Raw genomic sequence first — 20,434 nt, 5'->3', positions numbered from 1 at the left:
CGCCTGGTCGAGCAGCGTCGACGCGGGTCGCTAATCCAGGACCGCAAAGGTCAACCTGGCGGTGCTCTCCGTGTGCGCCAACTCCACGTCCTCGGCCTGGGCCATGGCCTGCACGTCGGGCCACAGCAGGGCACGGTAGTTGAGCTGATTCTCGTAGCCGTCACCCTCGGTGCGCTGCACGCGCAGATCCACCGTCGCCAACTCGTCGTTGGCCTGCGCGCTGATCGTGACCTCGGCCGGGCCGTCCAGCGGATCGGTCAGGGCCAGCAGGCAGGCCGACAGCAGCATGCGGGCGGCGCTGCGGCCGACCGGCTGCGGCAGCTCCGGCAGGTCGCTGCGCAGCGACAGCCCGCGGAAGCTGAAGTTGCCACGCAGCAGCACCATGCAGTCCTGCACCGCCTGGCCGACCGGCACCGTGGCGCCCGGCTCGGGCGCCATCCAGGTGATCACGTCCAGGCAGTCGTGCGCCGCGGCCTTGGACAGGCCGTTGATCTTGGCCACGCTGTCGTGCGCCTGGTGCAGGTCGGGCGTGGGGGCGCGCAGCCGGCGCTCGAGCAGCTCGGTCACCATGCCGATCGGCTGCAGGTGGGCCACCATCTGGTGCCGGATCGAGAACGCCAGCCGGCGCAGCAGCGCGTAACGCGCCGCTTCCACCCGCATCAGGTTGTCTTGTGCATTGCTCGCTGCGGTAGAGGTCATGTCGTTCAAGGCGGAAACCATGGTACCGGCTTCGGCCGCCCGCGTGTGGCGGCGCGCCGCACAATGCGCGGTGGCAAGGACACGTGCATGACACCCTGGCAAAGCGTGGCTCCGCAGCGCGACCAGCTCGGCGAGTCGCCGTTCTGGCATCCCGGCGAGCAGCGGCTGTACTGGATCGACATTCCCGGCCGCGCGATGCGGCGCACCCAACCCGGCAGCGGCCGCGTCGAGAGCTGGCCGATGCCGCAGGAGCCTGGCTGCTTGGCGCCGGCGCTCAGCGGCGGCTGGGTCATGGCCCTGCGCGACGGCGTCTACCGGGCGCGCGAGTGGGGCGGCGTACTGTCCTTGCTGCAGCGCTTCGACCACGACCCGGCCACGACCCGCTTCAACGACGGCAAGGCCGACCCGCTCGGCCGCTTCTGGGCCGGCACCGTGTTCGAGCCCAAGACGGCGCCGGCCGGCGAGCTGTTCAGCCTGGATGGCCGCCCCGACAACGGCGCGGGCGGGGCGCCGGTCGTGGAACGCAAGGCGGGCGGGCTGGTCACCGCCAACGGCCTGGCCTGGTCACCCGCGGGCGACACGGTGTACTGGGCCGACACCCAGGAACATCGCATCCGGGCCTGGGACTGGGACGCGCGCCGCAACGTGATGAGCCGCGAGCGCGTCTTCCACCAGTTCGATCCCAAGCCCGCCGGCTGGCAGCCCGGCCAGCCGGGCTATGGCGGCCGGCCCGACGGCGCCGCGGTGGATGCCGAAGGCGGCTACTGGTGCGCCATGTTCGAGGGCGGCCGCATCGTGCGCCTGTCACCTGCGGGGGACCTTGTGGGCGAGATAGCCACCCCGATGCTGTGTCCCACCATGCCTTGCTTCGGTGGCGCGGACCTGCGCATCCTCTTCGTCACCAGCGCCGGCAACCGCAGCGCGGCGGAGATGGCCGCGCGGCCGCTGTCGGGGCACGTGGTCTGCACGCGCGTCGAGACACCCGGCCTGCCGGTCAATTTCTTCATCGACTGACGCCGAAAAGATCAAGCCGCAGCGCCGCTGCGGCAGCCCGGCCGCGCGCTTACCATCTCAGGCCATGGAGGAGGCGCTTTCCCACTGCATGGCGCGCATCCGCGAGGCCGCGGCGGCGGGTACGCCGCTGCGCATCCGCGGCGGCGGCAGCAAGGATTTCTACGGCCAGCCGGGCGCCGGCGAGCTGCTGGACACGCGCGGCCTGGCCGGCATCCGCAGCTACGAGCCGAGCGAGCTGGTGGTCACCGTGGGCGCCGGCACGGCGCTGGCGCAGCTGGAAGCCGTGCTGGCCGAACAGGGCCAGTGCCTGGCCTTCGAGCCGCCGCATTTCGGCGGCGGCGCCACCGTCGGCGGCATGGTGGCGGCCGGCCTGTCGGGGCCGGCGCGCGCCAGCACCGGCGCCGTGCGCGACTTCATCCTGGGCCTGGCCATCGTCAACGGCCGCGGCGAGCTGCTGAGTTTTGGCGGCCAGGTGATGAAGAACGTCGCCGGCTACGACGTCTCGCGCCTGATGGCCGGCGCGCTCGGCACGCTGGGCCTGATCGTGGAGGTGAGCCTGAAGGTGCTGCCGCGCGCCCCGGCCGAGGCCACGCTGAAGTTCGAGCTGCCGCAGGCTGAAGCGCTGCACAGGTTGAACGCCTGGGGCGGGCAGCCGCTGCCGCTCAATGCCAGCTGCTGGGTCGATGACGGCGGCGTGCCCACGCTCTACCTGCGCCTGCGCGGCGCCCACGCCGCGGTCGAGGCGGCCTGCCGCGCGCTTGGCGGCGAGCGCCAGGACAATGCGGTGGTCGCCAACGACTGGCTGCTGTGCCGCGACCAGCGCCTGCCCTGGTTCGAGGATCGCGCCGGCCGCGACCTGTGGCGGCTGTCGCTGCCGCAGGCTGCGCCGGTGCTGGACCTGCCGGAAGCTCCGCTGGTCGAATGGCACGGTGGCCAGCGCTGGGTCGCGGCCGACCCGGCCGAGGGCGAGCGGCTGCGCCGCGTGGTCGAAGCGGCGGGTGGCCACGCGAGCTTGTTCCGCGCCGACGCGGCCAGTGCCGGCGCGCCACGCTTCCAGCCGTTGCTGCCGCCACTGGACCGCGTCCACCGCGAGCTGAAGCAGGCGTTCGATCCGGCCGGCATCCTCAACCCCGGCCGCCTCTACCCGGATCTCTGAGCCGTGCAGACCCAGCTGTCCCCCGAGTTCGCCGGCTCGCCCGAGGGCGCCGAAGCCGAAGCCATCCTGCGCAAGTGCGTGCATTGCGGCTTCTGCACCGCGACCTGCCCGACCTACCAGTTGCTCGGCGATGAACTGGATGGGCCGCGCGGCCGCATCTACCTGATCAAGCAGGTGCTGGAGGGCGAACAGCCAACGGAAAAGACCCGGCTGCACCTGGACCGCTGCCTGACCTGCCGCAACTGCGAAAGCACCTGCCCGAGCGGCGTGCAGTACGGCCACCTGGTCGACATCGGCCGGCGCATCGTCGAGGAGAAGGTGCCGCGCCAGGGCGCCGACAAGGCGCTGCGCTGGGCGCTGAAGGAAGGCTTGCCGTCGCCGGCGTTCGGGCCGGCGATGAAGCTGGGGCAGGCGGTGCGCGGCCTGCTGCCCGCCGCGCTCAAGGCCAAGGTGCCGGCGCCGCGGCCGGCCGGCGCCTGGCCCACGCGCAGCCATGCGCGCAAGGTGCTGCTGCTGGCCGGCTGCGTGCAGCCCTCGATGGTGCCCAACATCGACAGCGCGACGGCGCGGGTGCTGGATGCCGCCGGCATCCAGTCGCTGGTGGCGGCCGAGGCCGGCTGCTGTGGCGCCGTCAAGTTCCACCTGAACGACCAGGCCGGCGGGCTGGCGCAGATGCGCCGCAACGTCGATGCCTGGTGGCCGTACGTGCAACGCGGCGAGGTCGAGGCGATCGTGATGAACGCCTCCGGCTGCGGCGTGACGGTGCGCGAGTACGGCCACCACCTGCGGCACGACGTCGCCTACGCCGACAAGGCCCGGCGCATCGGCGAGCTCACGCGCGACCTCAGCGAGCTGCTGCCCGAGCTGGTGCCGGCCTTGCAGGGCCGGGTGCGGGCGCCGCAGGGCGTGCTGGCCTACCACCCGCCGTGCACGCTGCAGCACGGCCAGCAGTTGCGCGGCGGGGTCGAGGCCGGGCTGCGCCAACTGGGCTTCGACGTGCGCTTGCCGCTGGACGAGTCGCACCTGTGCTGCGGCTCGGCCGGCACCTACTCGGTGTTGCAGCCCGGGCTGTCGCGCCAGTTGCGCGACCGCAAGCTGGGCCACCTGGGCGCCCTGCAGCCGCAGGCGGTGATCTCCGCCAACATCGGCTGCATCACCCACCTGCAAAGCGGCACCGGCGTGCCGGTGCGGCACTGGGTGGAAGTGCTGGACGAGTCCCTACAGGGCTGAGGCGGCCAGCCAGAAGCCGAGGTGGGTGGCGGCGTGCGCCGCCATGGCCGCTTCCAGCGAATGTCGCCCGAACCACCAGCCGTACAGCAGGCCGGCGGTTGCGTTCAGCGCCAATGTGCGCGCCACCAGCGCTCCGGTGAGTTCCTGCTGCGCGGCCAGCAGCGCCGGCAGGTGGCCGGCGGCAAAGGCGAGCGCAGCGAAAACGGCGGCGACCGCCAGCGCCGGACCGCGCCCCAGCCAGCGCTGCAGCGCCCAGGCCGCCAGCGCCATCAGGCCCCAGCGCATCAGCACTTCTTCGGCGAGGCCGCCGTAGAACACGCCCAGCAGCAAGGGTCCGGCGCCGGCCGCCTGCGGTCCGCCCGCGGGGATCCAGGGAACTTGCACCGCCCGGGCCCAGGCGGCATCCACGGCCGCGATCAGCAGCCCCAACGCCACGCCGCTGGCCAGGGCCGCGGTCCACTGGCGCGCGGCCGGCCAGCGGGTGGTGCCCGCGGCCGCGCTGTGCAGGCCGGTGCGGTGCGCCACCGCCGCGCCCGCCAGGCTGGCGAGCAGCAGCAGGATCAGCGGGTTGAGCAGCGACAAGGCCAGGATCGCCGCCGACGGCAGCCCGGCCAGCGACTCGGGCAGGGGCATGGCCGGCAACCGCGGCGCGAGGTGGGTCGCCAGCGCGGCGACGCCCAGCAGGCCGAGGCCGAAGACCGCGCCGAAGCGGCGCGCGAACGAGGGCCGGCGAGAGACGGGTGCCATGCCCGACTGTGGCACGGCCCTCAACCCCCGGCCGCCGCGGCCAGAGCGTCGCGGTAGCGCCGGCTGCACGGGACCTGGCTGCCGTCCTTCATCTTCAGGCGGGCGTCGCCGGCCTCCAGCGGCTCGATCTCGGCGATCCGGTCCAGGTTGACCGCCCAGCTGCGGTGCACCCGCGCGAACCGGGCCGGATCCAGCTGCTGCAGGAAGTCGGCCAGCGTCGAGCGCAGCAGGTAGTCGTGGCCGTTGACCCGCAGGCCAAGGTAGTTGCCTTGGGCCTGCAGCCAGTCGATCTCGGCGGCGGCGACCAGGAACTCCTTGCGCAGCTTGCGCACCAGGAAGCGCTCGGGCCGGACCGGGGCCGGCGGCGACACGACGGGCGCCGGCGCGTCCGGCCCCGGCGCGGACTCGCCGGCCGGCGGCTCGGGCGGATCCAGCACGCGCGCCTCGCCCTGGGCACGCAGCAGCAGGAAGCGCCAGCCCAGGATGGCCAGCAGGATCGCGCCGTAGCTGCGCACGTCCTTCAGGAATTCGTAGCCGAGCACGCCCGGCCAGCTGGACACCCGGTAGCCCAACCCCAGGGCGCCGTAGGCGGCCCAGCGCAGCGCGACCATGGCCAGCACGTGCAGCACGGTGAATCCGACGGCGCCGGTCAGGTGCCAGCCCAGGCTGCCCGGCAGGGTGTCGAGCCGCAGCGGATGGCGGCGCTCCCACCAGACGATCGCCGGGATCAGCGCGCCCACCACCGGAACGCTGGTCAGCTCCCACAGCAGCGGCTCCCACACCGGCTGGCCGGGGTCGAAGCGGCGCAGATCGAACCAGCTCACGGCGGTGTTGAAGACCAGCTGGGCGGCCATCACGACGACCCAGAAGCCGATGTCGGCGGCGCGTTCGTGGCGCCGGTAGCGGGTCAGCCAGGGGGTGAGGGCGTCGGGCATGGGGCGCGAGTCTAGGTCCAGCCATCGATTTTTCGTCCCGGCCGGCCGCCGCTCGTCCCAGCCCGCCCGCGGATCGTCCCAAACCCGGCTGGCGCAAGTCCCTGCGCCCGCACCATCGCGGCCGATCAGGAGTTGCGAACAAACATGGAACGACGACACGACATCGACGCGCTGCGGGCACTGGCCTTCGCGCTGGTCATCCTCTACCACGTGGCCATGTACTACGTGGCCGGCTGGGACTGGCACCTCAAGAGCCCGCACGCGGCTGGCTGGCTGCCGGCGCCGATGCGGGCGCTCAACCTGTGGCGGATGGACCTGGTGTTCCTCATCTCCGGCATGGCCCTGGCGCTGCTGTGGCGCGGCGGCTCGCGCTGGGCGCTGCTGCGCCAGCGAAGTTGGCGCCTGCTGCTGCCGCTGGCCTTCGGCATGGTGGTGGTGGTGCCCTACCAGCCCTATGCGCAGGGCGTCGCCAACGGCCTGGTCGCTCCCGGCTTCGGCGACTTCCTCCTGCGCTACTACACGGGCGGACCCTGGCCGGCCGGTGCCTTCGACGGCGCCCACGTGGGCGTGACCTGGAACCACCTGTGGTACCTGCCCTACCTGTGGCTGTACACCGCGCTGTGGGTGCTGGCCCTGCCGCTGCTCGAATCGGCCGCCGGGCGCCGGCTGCGGGCGGCCTTCACCGGCCTGCGCGGGGCGCGCCTGCTGCTGCCGGTGCTGCCGCTGATGACCTACTCGCTGCTGCTGTGGCCGCAGTTCCCGCCGACCCACGACCTGGTCGGCGATGGCTGGCTGCACGCCGTGTACGGCACGCTCTTCCTCTACGGCTGGTGGATCGGGCTGGATGCCGGCTTGTGGGCCGAGCTGCGACGCTGGCGCGGGCGGGCGGCCGGTCTGGCGCTGCTGCTGCTGGTGCTCTACCTGCCGCTGCGCGCGGCCGCGCCGGTGGACGGCATCGCCCGCCTGGGGCTGCGCCTGCTGGCCGACCTGTACCTTTGGAGCGCCATCCTGGCGATCCTGGGCTGGGCCCACCATGCGCTCAACCGCCCCTGGCGCTGGCTGCGCTGGGCCAACGAGTCGGTCTACCCGTGGTACGTGCTGCACCAGACGCTGATCATCGCCGCCGCCGTCTGGCTGGCGCCGCTGGCGCTCGGGCCGGTGCTGGAGCCGGCCGCCCTGCTGCTGGCGACGGTGGGCGGCTGCTGGGCGCTGACCGCCCTGATCCGGCGCAGCGACCGCCTGCGCCCGCTGTTCGGGCTCAAGCCGCGAGCGCCGCTTCCACGTCCTTCGCCAGCGCTTCCGGCGGCTCCTGCGGCGCGTAACGCTTGAGCACCTGGCCGTCCTTGCCGACCAGGAACTTGGTGAAGTTCCACTTGATCGCCTGGCTGCCCAGCAGCCCGGGCGCCTGCGCGGTCAGCCACTGGTACAGCGGATCGGCGCCCCGCCCGTTGACCTCGATCTTGGCCATCATCGGAAAGTCGACGCCGTAGTTGCGCTGGCAGAACTGGGCGATCTCGCCGTTGCTGCCCGGGTCCTGGGCGCCGAACTGGTTGCAGGGAAAGCCCAGCACCACCAGGCCGCGCGCGCCGTACTGTTCGTGCAGCTGCTGCAGCCCGCCGAACTGCGGGGTGAAGCCGCAGGCGCTGGCGGTGTTGACGATCAGCAGCGGCCGCCCTTCGAACTGCCGCAGCGGCACGGCCTTGCCGTCGATCGAGGTGGCCTGGAAGTCGTAGGCGGTCGTCACTGGGAATACCTCCGTGCTGCGCACTCCGGTGGAAGCGCCTTCGGCCGGCCCCGGACAGCGCTCAAGCCGCCGATTGTGCGGCGCCGGCGCGATCCTCGCCGGGCGCGGCGCAGGCCGACCATGCCGCCGCCGCGACCACCAGCGCGCCGCCGACCCAGGTGCGCTCGCTCAACTGGGCGGCGCCGGCCAGCACCGACGACACGCTGGCGAAGAGCACCTCGGACAGCATCACCAGCGCGGTGGTCTGGGCGGCCAGCCGGGCCGCGCCGTACTGCAGCGCCGAGTTGCCCAGCAGGAAAGCCAGGCCCAGCAGGCCGGCGACCAGCAGCGCCCCCGACGGCAAGGCCACCGGCGCCGGCACCAGCCCCTGCCCCATCGCCAGCGTGCCGACCGCGGTCGCCGCGATCGTGCCGCCGAGGAACATGGCGACGACCCGGGTGGCCGGCGGCGTGCGGTGCAGCCGGCGCAGCAGGATGTTGGTCAGCGCGAAGCTGAAGCCGCCCAGCAGGGCCAGCCCGTCGGCCAGCGATTCCGGCAGCGGCCAGGGGGTCTCGGGCGTCTTCAGGATGACCAGCACGCCGGCCAGCGCCAGCGCCAGCCGCAGCAGCGCCGCCGGGGTGGGGCGCTCGCCCAGCAGCGGCCAGGCCAGCAGCACGCTCCAGGCCGGCATCAGGTAGAACAGCAGCACCACCCGGACCACGTCGCCCACCGTCACCGCCCAGTTGAAGCCGACGTTGGTCAGGCCGGCGGCGGCCATCAGCACCAGCAGCTCGGGGTGCCCGGCCAAGCCGCGCCAGGCGCGCGGCTGCAGCACGGCCAGCAGCGCCAGTGCCGCCAGGTAGACGCCGGCGGTGGCCCACAGCGGGTGCAGGCCGTGCGACTGCAGCTCGCGCAGCGGCCACCAGGAGACGCCCCAGACGAAGGCGTTGACCATCAGCGCCAGCACCGCCAGCTGGCGGCCGCCGTCAATGCCCGCCATCGGGGTTGTCGTGCCGCGCGATCATCAGCAGCTTGTCGACTTCTTCCTTGTGGTGGCGCAGGTTCGAGGCATGCCAGCGCTGGATCAGCCACATGATGCCGGCCACCACGATGCCGAACACCGTGATCGCGCCGAAGGCCGACAGGCCGAGGCCGGCCGACAGGCTGTAGAACGCGCCCAGCCCCAGGATGCAGGCTTGCTCGTTGAAGTTCTGCACCGCGATCGAGCGGCCGGCTCCCATCAGGTTGTGGCCGCGGTGCTGCAAGAGCGCATTCATCGGCACCACAAGGAAGCCGCCCAGCCCGCCCAGCAGGATCAGGAACGGCGCAGCCACCCAGACGTTGTCGATGTAGTTCATCAGGATCACCAGCACGCCCATGGCGATGCCCAGCGGCATCACGCTGGTGGCCGAGTCCAGCCGCATGCGCATGGACGCGACCACCGCGCCCACGGCGGTGCCCAGCGCCACCACGCCGCTCAGGGTGGAGGCCTGGGTGGTGCTGTAGCCCAGGGCGGCGGCGCTCCAGGCCAGGATGATGTAGCGCAGGTTGCCCGACACGCCCCAGAACAGGGTGGTGGTGGCCAGCGAGATCTGGCCCAGCTTGTCGCGCCACAGGCGCGCGTTGCAGTGCCAGAAGTCCGGCACCAGCTCCAGCGAATTGCGCGGCATCGGCCGCATCTCCACGCCGGTGTGCGGAATGCGCAGGTTGAACCAGGCGGCGATCACGTAGACGAAGATCAGCACGAAGATCGCCGCTTCCGGGCCGCTGTCGATGCCGGTGTCGATCACCGGGAAGTCCAGCGTCAGCAGGCGGCTGGCAATGGCGTGCCCCACCAGCTGGCCGCCCAGCAGGATGCCCAGGATGATGGAGGCGATGGTCAGGCCCTCGATCCAGCCGTTGGCCTTGACCAGTTGCGAAGGCGGCAGCAGCTCGGTGAGGATGCCGTACTTGGCCGGCGAGTAGGCGGCGGCGCCCAGCCCCACGATGGCGTACGACAGCAGCGGGTGGGTGCCGAACAGCATCATCAGGCAGCCGACGATCTTGATCGCATTGCTGATGAACATGACCCGGCCCTTGGGCTGGGCGTCGGCGAAGGCGCCGACGAAGGGCGCCAGCACCACGTAGAACAGCGCGAACATCGGCACCAGCGCCGCCCGCTGCCATTCGGCGGCGCCTTCGGTCTTGAGCAGTTCCACCGCGGCGACGAACAACGCGTTGTCCGCCAGCGACGAGAAGAACTGCGCCGCCATGATGGTGTAGAAGCCGCGCTTCATTCGATTGGGCTCTGCGGCCGTGAGCGGGCCTGGGGGAAAGCGGTCTTGCGAACGACGCAGGGTTATATCACGCGGGGTAATGACAAAATCCGCGCTTCCGTAGCGTTTGCGCAGCCGCCGCGATGCCCCGTCCCATCCTCGCCACCATCCACGCCCCGGCCTTGCGGCACAACCTCGCGCGCGTGCGGCGCGCCGCTCCCGACGCGCGCGTGTGGGCGGTGGTCAAGGCCAATGCCTACGGGCACGGCATCGAGCGCGTGTACGACGCGCTGCGCGGCGCCGACGGCTTCGCGCTGCTGGACCTGCAGGAGGCCGAGCGCGTGCGGGCACTGGGCTGGCGCGGGCCGATCCTGCTGCTCGAAGGCGTGTTCGAGCCGCGCGACCTGGAGCTGTGCTCGCGCCTGCAGCTGTGGCACGTGGTGCATTGCGAGCAGCAGATCGACTGGCTGGCCGCGCACAAGACCCAGCAGCCGCACCGCGTGTTCCTCAAGCTCAATTCGGGCATGAACCGGCTGGGCTTTGCGCCGGCGTCGTTCCGCGCCGCCTGGGCCCGGCTGAACGCGCTGCCGCAGGTCGACGAGATCTCCTTCGTCACCCACTTCTCCGATGCCGACGCCGAACGCGGCATCGCGCACCAGGCGCGCACGTTCGCCGAGGCGACGCGCGACCTGCCGGGCGAGCGCTCGCTGGCCAACAGCGCCGCCACGCTGCGCCACGCGCAGGATCCCGCGGTGCGCGCCGACTGGATCCGTCCCGGCATCGCGGTCTACGGCAGCTCGCCGGACTTCCCCGAACACGGCATCGCGCACTGGGAGCTGCAGCCGACGATGACGCTGGCCAGCCGCGTGATCGGCGTGCAGCAGCTGCAGCCGGGCGACACGGTGGGTTACGGCTCGCGCTTCGTGGCCGACGCGCCGCTGCGGGTCGGCGTGGTGGCCTGCGGCTACGCCGACGGTTATCCGCGCCACTGCGGCACCGGCACGCCGGTGCTGGTCGACGGGGTGCGCACCCGGCTGCTCGGGCGGGTCAGCATGGACATGCTGGCGGTCGACCTGGCGCCGCTGCCGCAGGCCGGCTTCGGCAGCGAAGTCACGCTGTGGGGCCGCGCTTCCAACGGCGCCGTGCTGCCGATCGACGAGGTCGCGCAGGCGGCCGGCACCCTGGGCTACGAGCTGATGTGCGCCGTCGCGCCGCGGGTGCCGGTGGTCGTCGGCTAGCGCTTGCGCATCCCCAGCGCCATCACCGCGCCGACCACCACCAGCGCGCCGACCACCTGGACCGGCGAGATCGCCTGCCCCAGAATCAGCCAGCCGAGCACCAGCGCGAACACGGGTTCCACGTTCATGATGGCGGAGTTGCCCACCACGCCCAGCCGCGGCAGCACGGTGAACATGATGGTGAAGGCGGTGCCGTAGAGGAAGGTGAGCGCCGCCAGCCCGCCCCAGCCGGCGGGCGCCTGCGGCAGGTGGAAGCCGCCCTGCAGGCCCACCGTGGCCAGCGCCACCAGCGCCGCCATCGCCATGGTGGTGGCGGTGCGCACGCGGCCATCGACATCGCCGGCCTCGTGCTGCGTCAGCACCAGCGCGAGCCCGAAGGTGGCTGCCGCCGCCAGCGCGAACGCCACTCCGGCGCCGATCTGCGACCACTGGCCGGCCGCGCCCAGGCCGGAGGCGGCGCCGAACACGTCCAGCGCCAGCGCCAGCCCGAACAGGATCACCGGCATGGCCAGCAGCGTTGCCCGCTCGGGCGGGCGGCGATAGACCAGCGCCGACCACACCGCGGTCCAGATCGGGTAGGTGTTGAACGCCAGCAGCGCCAGCGCCACCGGCAGCCGCGCCACCGCCGAATACAGGCACAGGCTCTGCACGCCCACCAGCAGGCCGATCGCCGGCAGGAAGCGCTTGTGGCGCGCGGAAAAACGCACCGGCACCCGCTGCCAGGCCAGGATGGCGACGATCACCAGCGCCGTCACGCTGCTGCGGACCACCACCGCGGTGGCGACGTCGGCGCCGTGGTTGAAGGCGATGCGCGCCGCCACGTGGTTGGCGCCCATCATCAGGGCGATCAGCAGCAGGGTGGCGAAGGCCGCGCCCGAGAGGGCGCGCGGGGCGGCGATGGCGGACATGCACCGAGCTTAATAGAGCCCGTGCACCCGTCCGTGCAGCCGCGCCAGCCCGAGCAGCACGTCGGTGTACGGCGTCGGCACGCCGGTCAATTCGCCCAGTTCCTTGACCACGGTGACCAGCGCGTCCAGCTCCACCGGCTTGCCGGCCTCGACGTCCTGCAGCATCGAGGGCTTGAAGCGGCCCAGCTTGCGCGTGACCTGGTGGCGGTCTTCCGGCAGCTGGTCGATCGGGGTGCCGATGCGCGCGCCGATCTCGCGCGCCTCCAGCATCACGCTGGAGATGAAGCCGCGCACCAGCGGGTCGTCCAGCACCGCGTCGGTGGTGGCACGGGTGAAGGCACAGACCGGATTCACGGTCATGTTGCCCCACAGCTTGTACCAGGTGTCCTTCTGGATCTGCGGCGAGACCTCGACCTCGAAGCCGGCGCCTTCCAGCAGCCTGGCCAGTTCGCCGAGGCGCTCCGTCCGGCCGCCGGCGGGCTCGCCGATGATCAGCCGGTGGCCCGAGTGGTGCTGCACCAGCCCGGGCGCGGGCACCGAGCAGCTGGCGTGCACCACGCAGCCGATGACGTGGCGCGCCGGGATCGCCTGCGCGATGCGCCCCTGCGGGTCCACCGCCTTCAGCCGGGTGCCGGCGTAGCGGCCGCCGAAGCCCTCGAAGAACCACCAGGGCACGCCGTTCATCGCCGTGAGGACGAGGGTGTGCGGGCCGATCAGCGGGCCGATGGCCGCCGCGACGTCGCCCAGCGCCGGCGCCTTGACGGCCACCACCACCAGGTCCTGCACGCCCAGCTCGGCCGGCGAGGCGCTGGAGCGCACCGGCACCGACACGGTTTCGCCCTTTTCCTGCAGCCTCAGGCCGTGCAGCTGCAGGGCGTCGAGCGTGGCTCCACGCGCCACCACGCTGACCTCGCAGCCGGCCTGCGCCAGCCGGGTGCCGATCCAGCCGCCGATGGCGCCGGCGCCGTAGATGCAGACTTTCATCGGGTCGCGCGCCTCACTGCTTGTAGGAGTCGTCGAGGCGGTCGACCCGCCGCACCAGGGCGTCGAACACGTCCTGGCCGGCGCCGAAGCGGGCGTCGAACTGGAAGGAGTCCTGGGTGGTCTTGCGCGCCACCGCCTCCGGCACGGGGATGGCCTTGCCGAGGGTCGCCTGCGCCATCTGGATCTCGCAGGCGCGCTGCAGCGTCCACAGCCGCACGAACGTGAGCGGCAGGGTCGGGCCGCAGGCGAGCAGGCCGTGGTTGCGCAGGATCATCAGCGGCTTGCGGCCCAGGCTGGCGAGCAGCCGCGGCGCCTCGTCGGCGTGGATGGTGATGCCCTCGAAGTCATGGTAGGCCACCATGTCGTGCAGCTGCGCCGAGTAGAAGTTGTTCTGCGCCAGCCCGCCCTCGGTGCAGGCCACCGCCACGCCGGCGGTGGTGTGGGTGTGCATCACGCAGTGCGCCCCATCGACGTGGTCGTGGATGGCCCCGTGGATGGTGAAGCCCGCCGGGTTCACCGGCCAGGGGTTGTCCGCATCCAGCTTGTTGCCCTGGATGTCGATCTTCAGCAGGTTGCTGGCCGTGACCTCGCTGTAGTGCAGGCCGAACGGGTTGATCAGGAACTGCTTGGCGCCGCCCGTCACGCTGTCGGGCAGGCGCACCGTGACGTGGTTGTAGATCATCTCGGTCCAGCCGAGCAGGTCGAAAACGCGGTAGCAGGCGGCCAGTTGCAGCCGCGCGGCCCATTCGTCGGGATGCATCCGGGCCGAAGGCTGGAGGACGGCGCTCATGGTGGTTCTCCTGGGTTCAATAGGTGTTGCCGGGCGCGGCGGGTGCCGGCGCGGGCGCGTCCGGCTTGAAGCGGGCCGCGAGTGCCGAGGTGGCGCGCGCCAGCAGGTTGGTGTCGAGCCCGACCGCGACGAAGGTGGCGCCCAGCTCGAGGTACTTGCGCGCCAGCGCCTCGTCGGTGGTCAGGATGCCGGGCGCCTTGCCGGCGCGCGCGATGCGCACGATGGCATCGTCGATGGCGGCCTGCACCTGCGGATGGCCGGGCTGGCCGGGATGGCCCATGGCCGCGGACAGGTCGGCCGGGCCGATGAACACGCCATCGACGCCTTCGGTGGCGGCGATCGCGTCCAGGTTGTCCAGCGCCACCTGGCTCTCTGCCTGCAGCAGCAGGCAGACCTGGTCGTTGGCCTCGCGCGCGTACTGCGTGCAGCGGCCCCAGCGCGAGGCGCGCGCGCCGGCCATGCCGCGGATGCCGAACGGCGGGTAGCGCACGGCGCGCACGATGGCCGCGGCCTGCTCGGCGGTATCGACCATCGGCACCAGCAGGGTCTGGACGCCGAGGTCCAGGTACTGCTTGATCAGCGCGGTGCCGGCGTCGCCGTGGCCCAGCGGCACCCGGGCGATGGCGTGCGAGCCGGGATAGGCGGCGATCACCTGCACCTGCTGCAGGACGCTGCGCAGGTCGTTGGGCGCGTGCTCGCCGTCGATCAGCAGCCAGTCGAAGCCGGCGCCGGCGCAGATCTCGGCCGCGTAGGCATCGCCCAGTCCGAGCCACAGGCCGATTTGCGGTTGGCGGGCGGCCAGCGCCTGCTTGAAGGGGTTGGGGGGCGTTTGCATGGAACCTCGGTTCAGTTGAAGCGGAACTGGAAGCGGCCGAGCGCGCCGTAGTCGGCGTCGAACAGGTCGCCCTTCTTCGCAGCCACCGGCCGGGTGAAGGAGCCGGCCAGCACGATCTCGCCGGCCTGCAGGCCTTCGCCCCAGGGCGCCAGCTTCATGGCCAGCCAGGCCACGCCGATCGCGGGATCGCCCTGCACGCCGGCCGCCAGCCCGGTTTCCTCCACGTTGCCGTTCTGGCGCAGGATGGCGCCGCACCAGGGCCGGTCGACCTCGCGCGGGTGCACGCGCGAGCCGCCCAGCACGATGGCGGCGTTGGCGGCGTTGTCGCTGATGGTGTCCTGCACCTTGCGCATCGCCCGGGTGTGGCGGTCGAACTGCTCGATGCGGGCGTCGATGATCTCGATGGCCGGGGTCACGTACTCGGTGGCGTTCAGCACGTCGTCGACCGTGATGCGCTCGCCTTCCAGCTTGCGCTTGAGCACGAAGGCCAGCTCCACCTCCACCCGCGGTGCGATGAAGCGGTCGGTGGGGATGTCGCCCGGCTGGAACCGCATGTCGTCCAGCAGCGTGCCGTAGTCGGGCTCGTCGATCTGGCTGGACTGCTGCATGGCGCGCGAGGTCAAGCCGATCTTGTGCCCGATTACCCGGCGGCCTTCGGCGATCTTGAGCGCCGTCCAGGCGCGCGAGACCCGGTAGCCGTCCTCGATCGTCATGCCGGGGAAGCGCTTGGAGAAGTGCTCGACCTGCACGCGCGATCGTTCGCTTTCGTGCAGTTCGGCGGCCAGTTGCTGGATCAGGTCGGGCTGGAGCATGTCAAGGCTTGTTGAAGTGGGGATGCAGCGTGCTGTGCTTGCCGTCGTACACCTGACCCGGGCTCTCGTCGACCTGCACCGTCAGCCCGAGCAGGCGCCGCTCGAACAGCGGCGCCAGATGCGCCCGGGCTCGCTCGAGCAAGGTGTCGCCCGCGAGCTGCTGCACCGCCGCGCTGCGCCCCGCGCCCATGCGCAGGTTCAGGTAGATGAAGGCGTAGTCGCCCTGGCCGTCGGCCACCGCGTAGTGCGCCGCCGGATACGCCAGCACCCGCGTGCCGCCGGTCGGAAACACCTGTCTTCCCGCCTCGTCCTTGACCTGCAGCATGCCGTCGGCCAGCACGCGGCACAGCGTCGTCATGTCGGTCTCGGCCTCCAGGTTGGGCGTGTACAGGATGACCAGGTGCGGCATGGGCAATCGGGGTCGGCTACGGATGCTCGCGATCAGAGCCGGCTGCTGATCGCGGTGTAGCCCTCGGCCGAGGAGGCCTGCGCCTTCGGGATGGCGGCGCCGGTCTGCGGCGTGATTGGGAAGACGGCGTTGATCTGGCCGGTGCCGGAGGCGCCGAAGTAGGGCGTGATCACCTCGGCGCGACCGTCGTAGTCGGACCAGCCCAGTGCGCCCAGCAGCATGGCGGTGTCGTGCATGAACCCCTCGCCGTGGCCCTTGGCGGCGTACTCGGGCAGCATGCCGCAGAACGCCTTCCACTCGCCGGCCTGCCACATGCGCACCACCTCGCGGTCGAGCTGCTCGAGGAACGGGCTCCAGATCCTGAAGCCGTACTCGGGCGCCAGGCCGTTCTGGGCGAAGCGGTGCGACAGCGAGCCGCTGGCGAAGATCGCCACCGTGCCGTCGTACTCGTCCTCGATGGCGCGGCGCATGGCCCAGCCCAGCCGGGCGCTGTCGTTCAGGTAGTGCGCCATGCACATGGCCGACACCGACACCACCTTGAAATGCTGGTCGGTGTTCATGTAGCGCATCGGCACCAGGGTGCCGTACTCGGGGTCCAGCGTGGTGTCGGCATGCGCCAGCGTCTCCACGCCCCATTCGTTGCACACCTTGGCCAGCAGCTGGCCGAGCTCCGGGTTGCCGGGGAACTCGAACGCCATGTTGCTGATGAAGTGCGGCAGCTCGTTGCTGGTGTACAGCCCCTTGAAGTGCCGTCCGCAGTTGATGTGGTAGTTGGCGTTGACCAGCCAGTGGGTGTCGAACACCACGATCGTGTCCACGCCCAGCTCGCGGCAGCGCCGCCCAATCTCGACGTGGCCGTCGATCGCGTCCTGGCGCGTGCCGTGGCGGTCGCCGGGCAGCTCGCTCAGGTACATGGACGGCACGTGGGTGATCTTGGCGGCGAGTGCGAGCTTGCCCATGGTCAGGCTCCCCAGTGCGGAATGTGGTGCGATCCGAGCGAGACCGCGATGTTCTTGGGCTCCAGGAACACCTCGTAGCTCCAGGTGCCGCCCTCGCGCCCGGTGCCCGAGGCCTTGGTGCCGCCGAACGGCTGGCGCAGGTCGCGCACGTTCTGGCTGTTGACGAAGCACATGCCGGCCTCGACGGCCGCGGCCACCCGGTGGGCGCGGCCGATGTTCTCGGTCCAGACGTAGCTGGACAGGCCGTAGGCGATGTCATTGGCGATGCGGATCGCGTCAGCCTCGTCCTCGAACGGGATCAGGCAGGCCACCGGGCCGAAGATCTCGTCCTGCGCGATCTTCATGCGGTTGTCGACATCGGCGAACACGGTGGGCGCGACGAAGTTGCCCCGCTTGACGCGATCGGGCACCAGCGGCGCATCCAGCCCGCCGCACAGCAGGGTGGCGCCTTCCTTCGGGCCCAGCTCGATGTAGCTGCGCACCTTGGCCAGGTGGGCCTGCGAAATCATCGGGCCGATGATCGTCTTGTCGTCGAGCGGGTCGCCGACGGTGATGCGCCTGGCGCGCTCGACGAACCGCTGCACGAAGTCGGCATAGATGCTCCGCTGTACCAGGATGCGGCTGCCGGCGGTGCAGCGCTCGCCATTGTTGGAGAAGATCATGAACACCGCGGCGTCCAGCGCGCGCGCCAGGTCGGCGTCGTCGAAGACCACGAATGGCGACTTGCCGCCCAGCTCCATGCTGAACTTCTTGAGTCCCGCTTCCTTGACGATGCGGTTGCCGGTGGCGGTGGAGCCGGTGAAGGAGATCGCGCGCACGTCCGGATGGCGCACCAGCGGCTCGCCGGCGGCCTGGCCGTAGCCGTGCACGATGTTCAGCACGCCGGCCGGGATGCCGGCTTCCAGCGCCAGCTCGCCCAGCCGCGCGGCGGTCAGCGGCGACAGCTCGCTCATCTTCAGCACCGCGGTGTTGCCGAAGGCCAGGCAGGGCGCGACCTTCCAGGTGGCGGTCATGAACGGCACGTTCCAGGGCGAGATGAGGGCGCAGACGCCGACCGGGTGGAACAGCGTGTAGTTCAGGTGGGTGTCGGTGGGGTAGGTGTGGCCGTCGACCCGCACGCACATCTCGGCGAAGTAGCTGAAGTTGTCGGCGGCGCGCGGCACCAGCTGCCTGCCGGTCTGGGCGATCACCTGGCCGGTGTCGTCGGTCTCGGTGCGCGCCAGCTCGGGCACGTGCTGCGCGATCAGCTCGCCGAGCTTGCGAATGAGCCTGGCGCGTTGCGGCGCGGGCAGCCCGGCCCAGGCGGGAAAGGCCGCCTTGGCAGCGGCCACGGCGGCGTTGACTTCGTCTTCGCCGCCGGCCGCCACTTCGGCCAGCACCTCCTGCGTGGCCGGATTGACGGTCTCGAAGTAGTCGCGGCCGGCCACGGGCTGGCCGGCGATCAGGTGGTCGATGCGCATGTCAGGTGCTGCTGATGGTGTTCATGAGGGCGCCGAGGCCCTCGATCTCGGTGACGACGACGTCGCCGGGGCGGCAGTCCACCACGCCGTCGGGCGTGCCGGTCAGGATCAGGTCGCCCGGCTGCAGCGTCATGAAGCTGGAGAAGTACTCGATCAGGAAGGGCACGTCGAAGATCATGTCCTTCGTGTTCCCCGACTGGGTGACCTGGCCGTTGACGGTGGTGCGCAGCGCCAGCGCCATCGGATCGGGCACGTCGCCGCGGTCCACCAGGAACGGCCCGAGCGGGGTGGCGCCGTCGCGGTTCTTCACGCGCAGGTTGGGCCGGTACCAGTTCTCCAGGTAGTCGCGGATGGCGTAGTCGTTGGCCACCGTGTAGCCGGCGATGAAATCCCAGGCGTCGTCGCGCCGCACCTTCTTCGCGGTCCGGCCGATCACCACCGTGAGCTCGCACTCGTAGTGCATGAATTCGACGCCGGCGGGCCGGCGCGTGGCCTGGCGATGGCCGTTGAGGGCGCGCTCGCCCTTGAGGAACACCAGCGGCTCTTCCGGCGCCTTGAAGGCCAGTTCCCTGGCGTGGTCGGCGTAGTTCAGGCCCAGCGCCAGGATGGTGCGCGGACGCGGCACCGGCTCCAGCGGCGGCAGCCAGGTGACGGCCTCGAGCGGCACGAGCTGGCCGTCGGCCAGCAGCAACTGGCCGTCGCGCTCGATGGCGCGCTGCACGCTGCCCTGGTGGATGACGCGGGCGTGCTTCATGCGGCCTCCGCGACCAGCGTGTGGCCCAAGCGGCCGAGTGCGGCCGAGCGCAGCTCGATCCGGTCGCCGGCCCGGGCGCGCGGGCGCGCGGCATCGCAGCCGAGCATCAGCACGTCGCCTTCGCCCAGCGTCATGAACTCGCCGACAGCGGCCAGCAGTTGGCCGGGATCGCGCACCAGCGCGTCGAAGCGCACGGTCTGCCGAAGGTCGCCGTTGACCCGCACTTCGATCTGCACCGAGGCGGGGTCCACGTTTCGGACGCCGCTGCCGATGCCGAGGAAGCCGTCCAGGCACTTGAACTTCACCGGCGGGCGGAACAAGCTGGCGTGCGGAACCGACACGTCGTTCAGCAGCACGCAGCCCTGCACCTGCCCGGCGGCGCCCATCACCAGCCCGACGGTGGCGCCGACCTCGACCTCGGGCACCTGCGCCGGCAGCGCGATGGCGCCGCCGTCGGGGTTGAAGGTGTTGGCGGTCTTGACGTACAGCACCGGCGCCCGCGGCGGCGCCTTGTACGGCGCGTCGTGCATGTGCGGCGCCAGCGCCTCGTACTCGCTGCGCTGGTTCAGCAGCGTGCCGTACACCGTGCCAGCCGGAAGCCAGGTCATGCGCAGGCCTCCGGCTTGCGGCTCGCACCGTTGCGGCGCAAGGCATCGCGATGGGTCACTTCGGGTTGCTCCAGTTCGATCAGCTGGTCGAGCAGCCCATAGAGCTGGGCCAGCCGGTCCTTGCCCAGCTGCTCTTCCATCCATTGGTAGTGCGCCTCGACCGCGTTCGAGAGCTTGCCGACCAGCTTGCGGCCGCGGGCCGTGGCCTCCACCACGGTGCGACGCTGGTCGGCCGGGTCGCGCTCGCGCCGGACCAGGCCGTCGCGCTCCATGCGCGCCAGCACGCCGGTCAGGCTGGGGCCGAGGATGAAGGCCTCGCGCGCGACGCGGCCGGTTTCCACCGTGCCGTGCTCGCCCAGCACGCGCAGCACCCGCCATTGCTGGTCGGACAGGCCGTGTTCGCGCAGCCGTGGCCGGTTGTGCGCCATCACGGCTTCGCGCGCCTGCAGCAGCAGGCGCGGCAGGTTGCGGTGCGAGAAGGTGGTCGTGAGCATGGGCGATTTGTTTAACATGTTAAATGAAAGGCGCGCATCGGCAAAGCCCCGCCGCGCGGCGGGTGTTCTGCCGGCGCGGGCAGGGTCCTAGCGGCCGGGCGCGGCCGGCGGCGGCTCCTGCCGGGCCTGCCGCCACCAGGCCAGTTGCCGCTCCAGGCTGCCGCCGAAGTCGCGCTGGAGCAGGGCCTGCGCCACCTCGGCGCAGAACTGCGCCTGCGGCGGGCCCAGCCGAACCTGTTCGGATTCGCGGCTGCACTGCAGGTAGTGTTTGCGCAGGGCCGCGCTGTCCATCCGGGCGACGGTGGGCGGCGCGGCTGCGCCGGCGGCGCAGGCGGCCAGCCCCAGCAGCGCGCCGGCCAGCAGCTTCGTTGCAGTCATGACCAGGCTCCCGGCGCCGCGGAAGAACGCGCGTCTGCCCTCTTCG

23 protein-coding genes are annotated in these 20,434 nt (G+C 71.6%); 5 read left to right on the top strand and 18 right to left on the bottom strand.

Features of this window, described 5'->3' with window-relative positions; translation table 11 throughout:
• Window positions 1–30 precede the first annotated feature (30 nt).
• On the bottom strand, window positions 31–720 hold the full coding sequence (locus PE066_RS10715; protein WP_271232532.1) for a hypothetical protein: 690 nt from the start codon (window positions 718–720) through the stop codon (window positions 31–33).
• A 66-nt stretch (window positions 721–786) separates the two neighbouring features.
• Here PE066_RS10715 and PE066_RS10710 point away from each other — a divergent pair, with 66 nt between their 5' ends.
• The 3 genes from PE066_RS10710 (at window position 787) to glcF (ending at window position 4,099) form a co-directional block, all read left to right on the top strand.
• A complete protein-coding gene (locus tag PE066_RS10710; protein ID WP_271232531.1) occupies window positions 787–1,713 on the top strand; it encodes an SMP-30/gluconolactonase/LRE family protein in 927 nt (308 codons plus the stop codon).
• A 64-nt stretch (window positions 1,714–1,777) separates the two neighbouring features.
• On the top strand, window positions 1,778–2,869 hold the full coding sequence (gene glcE / locus PE066_RS10705) for a glycolate oxidase subunit GlcE (protein ID WP_271232530.1): 1,092 nt from the start codon (window positions 1,778–1,780) through the stop codon (window positions 2,867–2,869).
• A 3-nt stretch (window positions 2,870–2,872) separates the two neighbouring features.
• Complete coding sequence (gene glcF, locus PE066_RS10700) at window positions 2,873–4,099, top strand: glycolate oxidase subunit GlcF (RefSeq protein ID WP_271232529.1); 1,227 nt, start codon at window positions 2,873–2,875, stop codon at window positions 4,097–4,099.
• Here glcF and PE066_RS10695 read toward each other — a convergent pair.
• Together PE066_RS10695 and PE066_RS10690 are read right to left on the bottom strand one after the other, a co-directional pair.
• Window positions 4,088–4,846: a CPBP family glutamic-type intramembrane protease gene (locus PE066_RS10695; RefSeq protein ID WP_271232528.1), complete on the bottom strand. Its 759-nt coding sequence runs from the start codon at window positions 4,844–4,846 to the stop codon at window positions 4,088–4,090. The two genes, glcF and PE066_RS10695, sit on opposite strands and share 12 nt — an antisense overlap.
• Window positions 4,847–4,866: 20 nt before the next feature.
• On the bottom strand, window positions 4,867–5,781 hold the full coding sequence (locus PE066_RS10690; protein WP_271232527.1) for a LytTR family DNA-binding domain-containing protein: 915 nt from the start codon (window positions 5,779–5,781) through the stop codon (window positions 4,867–4,869).
• 144 nt (window positions 5,782–5,925) lie between these two features.
• Between PE066_RS10690 and PE066_RS10685 the strand changes: the two genes are divergently transcribed.
• Window positions 5,926–7,110 (top strand): acyltransferase family protein, encoded by a 1,185-nt coding sequence (locus PE066_RS10685; RefSeq protein WP_271232526.1) that lies wholly within the window; start codon window positions 5,926–5,928, stop codon window positions 7,108–7,110.
• On the opposite strand, the gene PE066_RS10680 is transcribed toward PE066_RS10685, so the two are convergent.
• The 3 genes from PE066_RS10680 to lplT form a co-directional block, all read right to left on the bottom strand.
• Window positions 7,040–7,525 carry a glutathione peroxidase gene (locus tag PE066_RS10680; RefSeq protein WP_271232525.1) on the bottom strand — a complete coding sequence of 162 codons (486 nt, stop codon included), beginning with the start codon at window positions 7,523–7,525 and terminating at the stop codon, window positions 7,040–7,042. The genes PE066_RS10685 and PE066_RS10680 overlap by 71 nt on opposite strands.
• 61 nt (window positions 7,526–7,586) lie before the next feature.
• On the bottom strand, window positions 7,587–8,504 hold the full coding sequence (locus PE066_RS10675) for a DMT family transporter (RefSeq protein WP_271232524.1): 918 nt from the start codon (window positions 8,502–8,504) through the stop codon (window positions 7,587–7,589).
• Entirely contained in the window at window positions 8,491–9,780 is a 1,290-nt protein-coding gene (lplT, locus tag PE066_RS10670) for a lysophospholipid transporter LplT (protein ID WP_271232523.1), read from the bottom strand. The genes PE066_RS10675 and lplT overlap by 14 nt, the downstream gene beginning before the upstream one ends.
• 122 nt (window positions 9,781–9,902) lie before the next feature.
• On the opposite strand from lplT, the gene alr reads away from it, so the two are divergent.
• The gene (gene alr / locus PE066_RS10665; RefSeq protein ID WP_271232522.1) at window positions 9,903–10,997 is read left to right on the top strand and encodes an alanine racemase; all 1,095 of its coding nucleotides are present in this window, start codon (window positions 9,903–9,905) and stop codon (window positions 10,995–10,997) included.
• Here alr and PE066_RS10660 read toward each other — a convergent pair.
• From PE066_RS10660 to PE066_RS10605, 12 genes are all read right to left on the bottom strand, one after another.
• Window positions 10,994–11,905, bottom strand: coding sequence for a DMT family transporter (locus PE066_RS10660; RefSeq protein WP_271232521.1), 912 nt, complete (start codon window positions 11,903–11,905; stop codon window positions 10,994–10,996). The genes alr and PE066_RS10660 overlap by 4 nt on opposite strands.
• 9 nt (window positions 11,906–11,914) lie before the next feature.
• Entirely contained in the window at window positions 11,915–12,889 is a 975-nt protein-coding gene (locus PE066_RS10655) for a 2-dehydropantoate 2-reductase (protein WP_271232520.1), read from the bottom strand.
• A gap of 13 nt (window positions 12,890–12,902) precedes the next feature.
• Window positions 12,903–13,679 carry a class II aldolase/adducin family protein gene (locus tag PE066_RS10650; protein WP_271232519.1) on the bottom strand — a complete coding sequence of 259 codons (777 nt, stop codon included), beginning with the start codon at window positions 13,677–13,679 and terminating at the stop codon, window positions 12,903–12,905.
• A 16-nt stretch (window positions 13,680–13,695) separates the two neighbouring features.
• Window positions 13,696–14,514, bottom strand: coding sequence for an HpcH/HpaI aldolase/citrate lyase family protein (locus PE066_RS10645; protein ID WP_271232518.1), 819 nt, complete (start codon window positions 14,512–14,514; stop codon window positions 13,696–13,698).
• Window positions 14,515–14,525: 11 nt separating this feature from the next.
• On the bottom strand, window positions 14,526–15,326 hold the full coding sequence (gene hpaH, locus PE066_RS10640) for a 2-oxo-hept-4-ene-1,7-dioate hydratase (RefSeq protein WP_271232517.1): 801 nt from the start codon (window positions 15,324–15,326) through the stop codon (window positions 14,526–14,528).
• 1 nt (window position 15,327) lies between these two features.
• Window positions 15,328–15,735 carry a 5-carboxymethyl-2-hydroxymuconate Delta-isomerase gene (locus PE066_RS10635; protein ID WP_271232516.1) on the bottom strand — a complete coding sequence of 136 codons (408 nt, stop codon included), beginning with the start codon at window positions 15,733–15,735 and terminating at the stop codon, window positions 15,328–15,330.
• A gap of 32 nt (window positions 15,736–15,767) precedes the next feature.
• Window positions 15,768–16,694, bottom strand: a complete 927-nt coding sequence (gene hpaD / locus PE066_RS10630) for a 3,4-dihydroxyphenylacetate 2,3-dioxygenase (RefSeq protein ID WP_271232515.1) — start codon at window positions 16,692–16,694, stop codon at window positions 15,768–15,770.
• A 2-nt stretch (window positions 16,695–16,696) separates the two neighbouring features.
• Window positions 16,697–18,154, bottom strand: a complete 1,458-nt coding sequence (gene hpaE, locus PE066_RS10625) for a 5-carboxymethyl-2-hydroxymuconate semialdehyde dehydrogenase (RefSeq protein WP_271232514.1) — start codon at window positions 18,152–18,154, stop codon at window positions 16,697–16,699.
• Between the two features lies 1 nt (window position 18,155).
• A complete protein-coding gene (locus tag PE066_RS10620) occupies window positions 18,156–18,908 on the bottom strand; it encodes a fumarylacetoacetate hydrolase family protein (RefSeq protein WP_271232513.1) in 753 nt (250 codons plus the stop codon).
• Window positions 18,905–19,516, bottom strand: coding sequence for a fumarylacetoacetate hydrolase family protein (locus PE066_RS10615; protein ID WP_271232512.1), 612 nt, complete (start codon window positions 19,514–19,516; stop codon window positions 18,905–18,907). Before PE066_RS10615 ends, PE066_RS10620 begins: the two co-directional genes overlap by 4 nt.
• The gene (gene hpaR / locus PE066_RS10610; RefSeq protein WP_271232511.1) at window positions 19,513–20,010 is read right to left on the bottom strand and encodes a homoprotocatechuate degradation operon regulator HpaR; all 498 of its coding nucleotides are present in this window, start codon (window positions 20,008–20,010) and stop codon (window positions 19,513–19,515) included. Before hpaR ends, PE066_RS10615 begins: the two co-directional genes overlap by 4 nt.
• Window positions 20,011–20,097: 87 nt before the next feature.
• Window positions 20,098–20,388, bottom strand: a complete 291-nt coding sequence (locus PE066_RS10605) for a hypothetical protein (protein ID WP_271232510.1) — start codon at window positions 20,386–20,388, stop codon at window positions 20,098–20,100.
• Window positions 20,389–20,434 lie beyond the last annotated feature (46 nt).

Source organism: Ramlibacter tataouinensis (genome assembly GCF_027941915.1).
GTDB classification, from domain to species: Bacteria; Pseudomonadota; Gammaproteobacteria; order Burkholderiales; family Burkholderiaceae_C; genus Ramlibacter; species Ramlibacter tataouinensis_C.
The sequence above is the reverse complement of the archived record's forward strand: the minus strand, read 5'-3'. Positions and strand labels throughout refer to the sequence as shown.

Coding starts and splice junctions, on each gene's coding strand:
- PE066_RS10685 (WP_271232526.1), top strand. CDS start 5,926: ATGGAACGACGACACGACATCGACGCGCTGCGGGCACTGGCCTTCGCG.
- hpaR (WP_271232511.1), bottom strand. CDS start 20,010: ATGCTCACGACCACCTTCTCGCACCGCAACCTGCCGCGCCTGCTGCTG.
- hpaD (WP_271232515.1), bottom strand. CDS start 16,694: ATGGGCAAGCTCGCACTCGCCGCCAAGATCACCCACGTGCCGTCCATG.
- hpaE (WP_271232514.1), bottom strand. CDS start 18,154: ATGCGCATCGACCACCTGATCGCCGGCCAGCCCGTGGCCGGCCGCGAC.
- glcE (WP_271232530.1), top strand. CDS start 1,778: ATGGAGGAGGCGCTTTCCCACTGCATGGCGCGCATCCGCGAGGCCGCG.
- PE066_RS10605 (WP_271232510.1), bottom strand. CDS start 20,388: ATGACTGCAACGAAGCTGCTGGCCGGCGCGCTGCTGGGGCTGGCCGCC.
- PE066_RS10660 (WP_271232521.1), bottom strand. CDS start 11,905: ATGTCCGCCATCGCCGCCCCGCGCGCCCTCTCGGGCGCGGCCTTCGCC.
- PE066_RS10690 (WP_271232527.1), bottom strand. CDS start 5,781: ATGCCCGACGCCCTCACCCCCTGGCTGACCCGCTACCGGCGCCACGAA.
- PE066_RS10650 (WP_271232519.1), bottom strand. CDS start 13,679: ATGAGCGCCGTCCTCCAGCCTTCGGCCCGGATGCATCCCGACGAATGG.
- PE066_RS10615 (WP_271232512.1), bottom strand. CDS start 19,516: ATGACCTGGCTTCCGGCTGGCACGGTGTACGGCACGCTGCTGAACCAG.
- PE066_RS10655 (WP_271232520.1), bottom strand. CDS start 12,889: ATGAAAGTCTGCATCTACGGCGCCGGCGCCATCGGCGGCTGGATCGGC.
- PE066_RS10695 (WP_271232528.1), bottom strand. CDS start 4,846: ATGGCACCCGTCTCTCGCCGGCCCTCGTTCGCGCGCCGCTTCGGCGCG.
- lplT (WP_271232523.1), bottom strand. CDS start 9,780: ATGAAGCGCGGCTTCTACACCATCATGGCGGCGCAGTTCTTCTCGTCG.
- PE066_RS10645 (WP_271232518.1), bottom strand. CDS start 14,514: ATGCAAACGCCCCCCAACCCCTTCAAGCAGGCGCTGGCCGCCCGCCAA.
- PE066_RS10675 (WP_271232524.1), bottom strand. CDS start 8,504: ATGGCGGGCATTGACGGCGGCCGCCAGCTGGCGGTGCTGGCGCTGATG.
- alr (WP_271232522.1), top strand. CDS start 9,903: ATGCCCCGTCCCATCCTCGCCACCATCCACGCCCCGGCCTTGCGGCAC.
- hpaH (WP_271232517.1), bottom strand. CDS start 15,326: ATGCTCCAGCCCGACCTGATCCAGCAACTGGCCGCCGAACTGCACGAA.
- PE066_RS10620 (WP_271232513.1), bottom strand. CDS start 18,908: ATGAAGCACGCCCGCGTCATCCACCAGGGCAGCGTGCAGCGCGCCATC.
- PE066_RS10635 (WP_271232516.1), bottom strand. CDS start 15,735: ATGCCGCACCTGGTCATCCTGTACACGCCCAACCTGGAGGCCGAGACC.
- PE066_RS10715 (WP_271232532.1), bottom strand. CDS start 720: ATGGTTTCCGCCTTGAACGACATGACCTCTACCGCAGCGAGCAATGCA.
- PE066_RS10710 (WP_271232531.1), top strand. CDS start 787: ATGACACCCTGGCAAAGCGTGGCTCCGCAGCGCGACCAGCTCGGCGAG.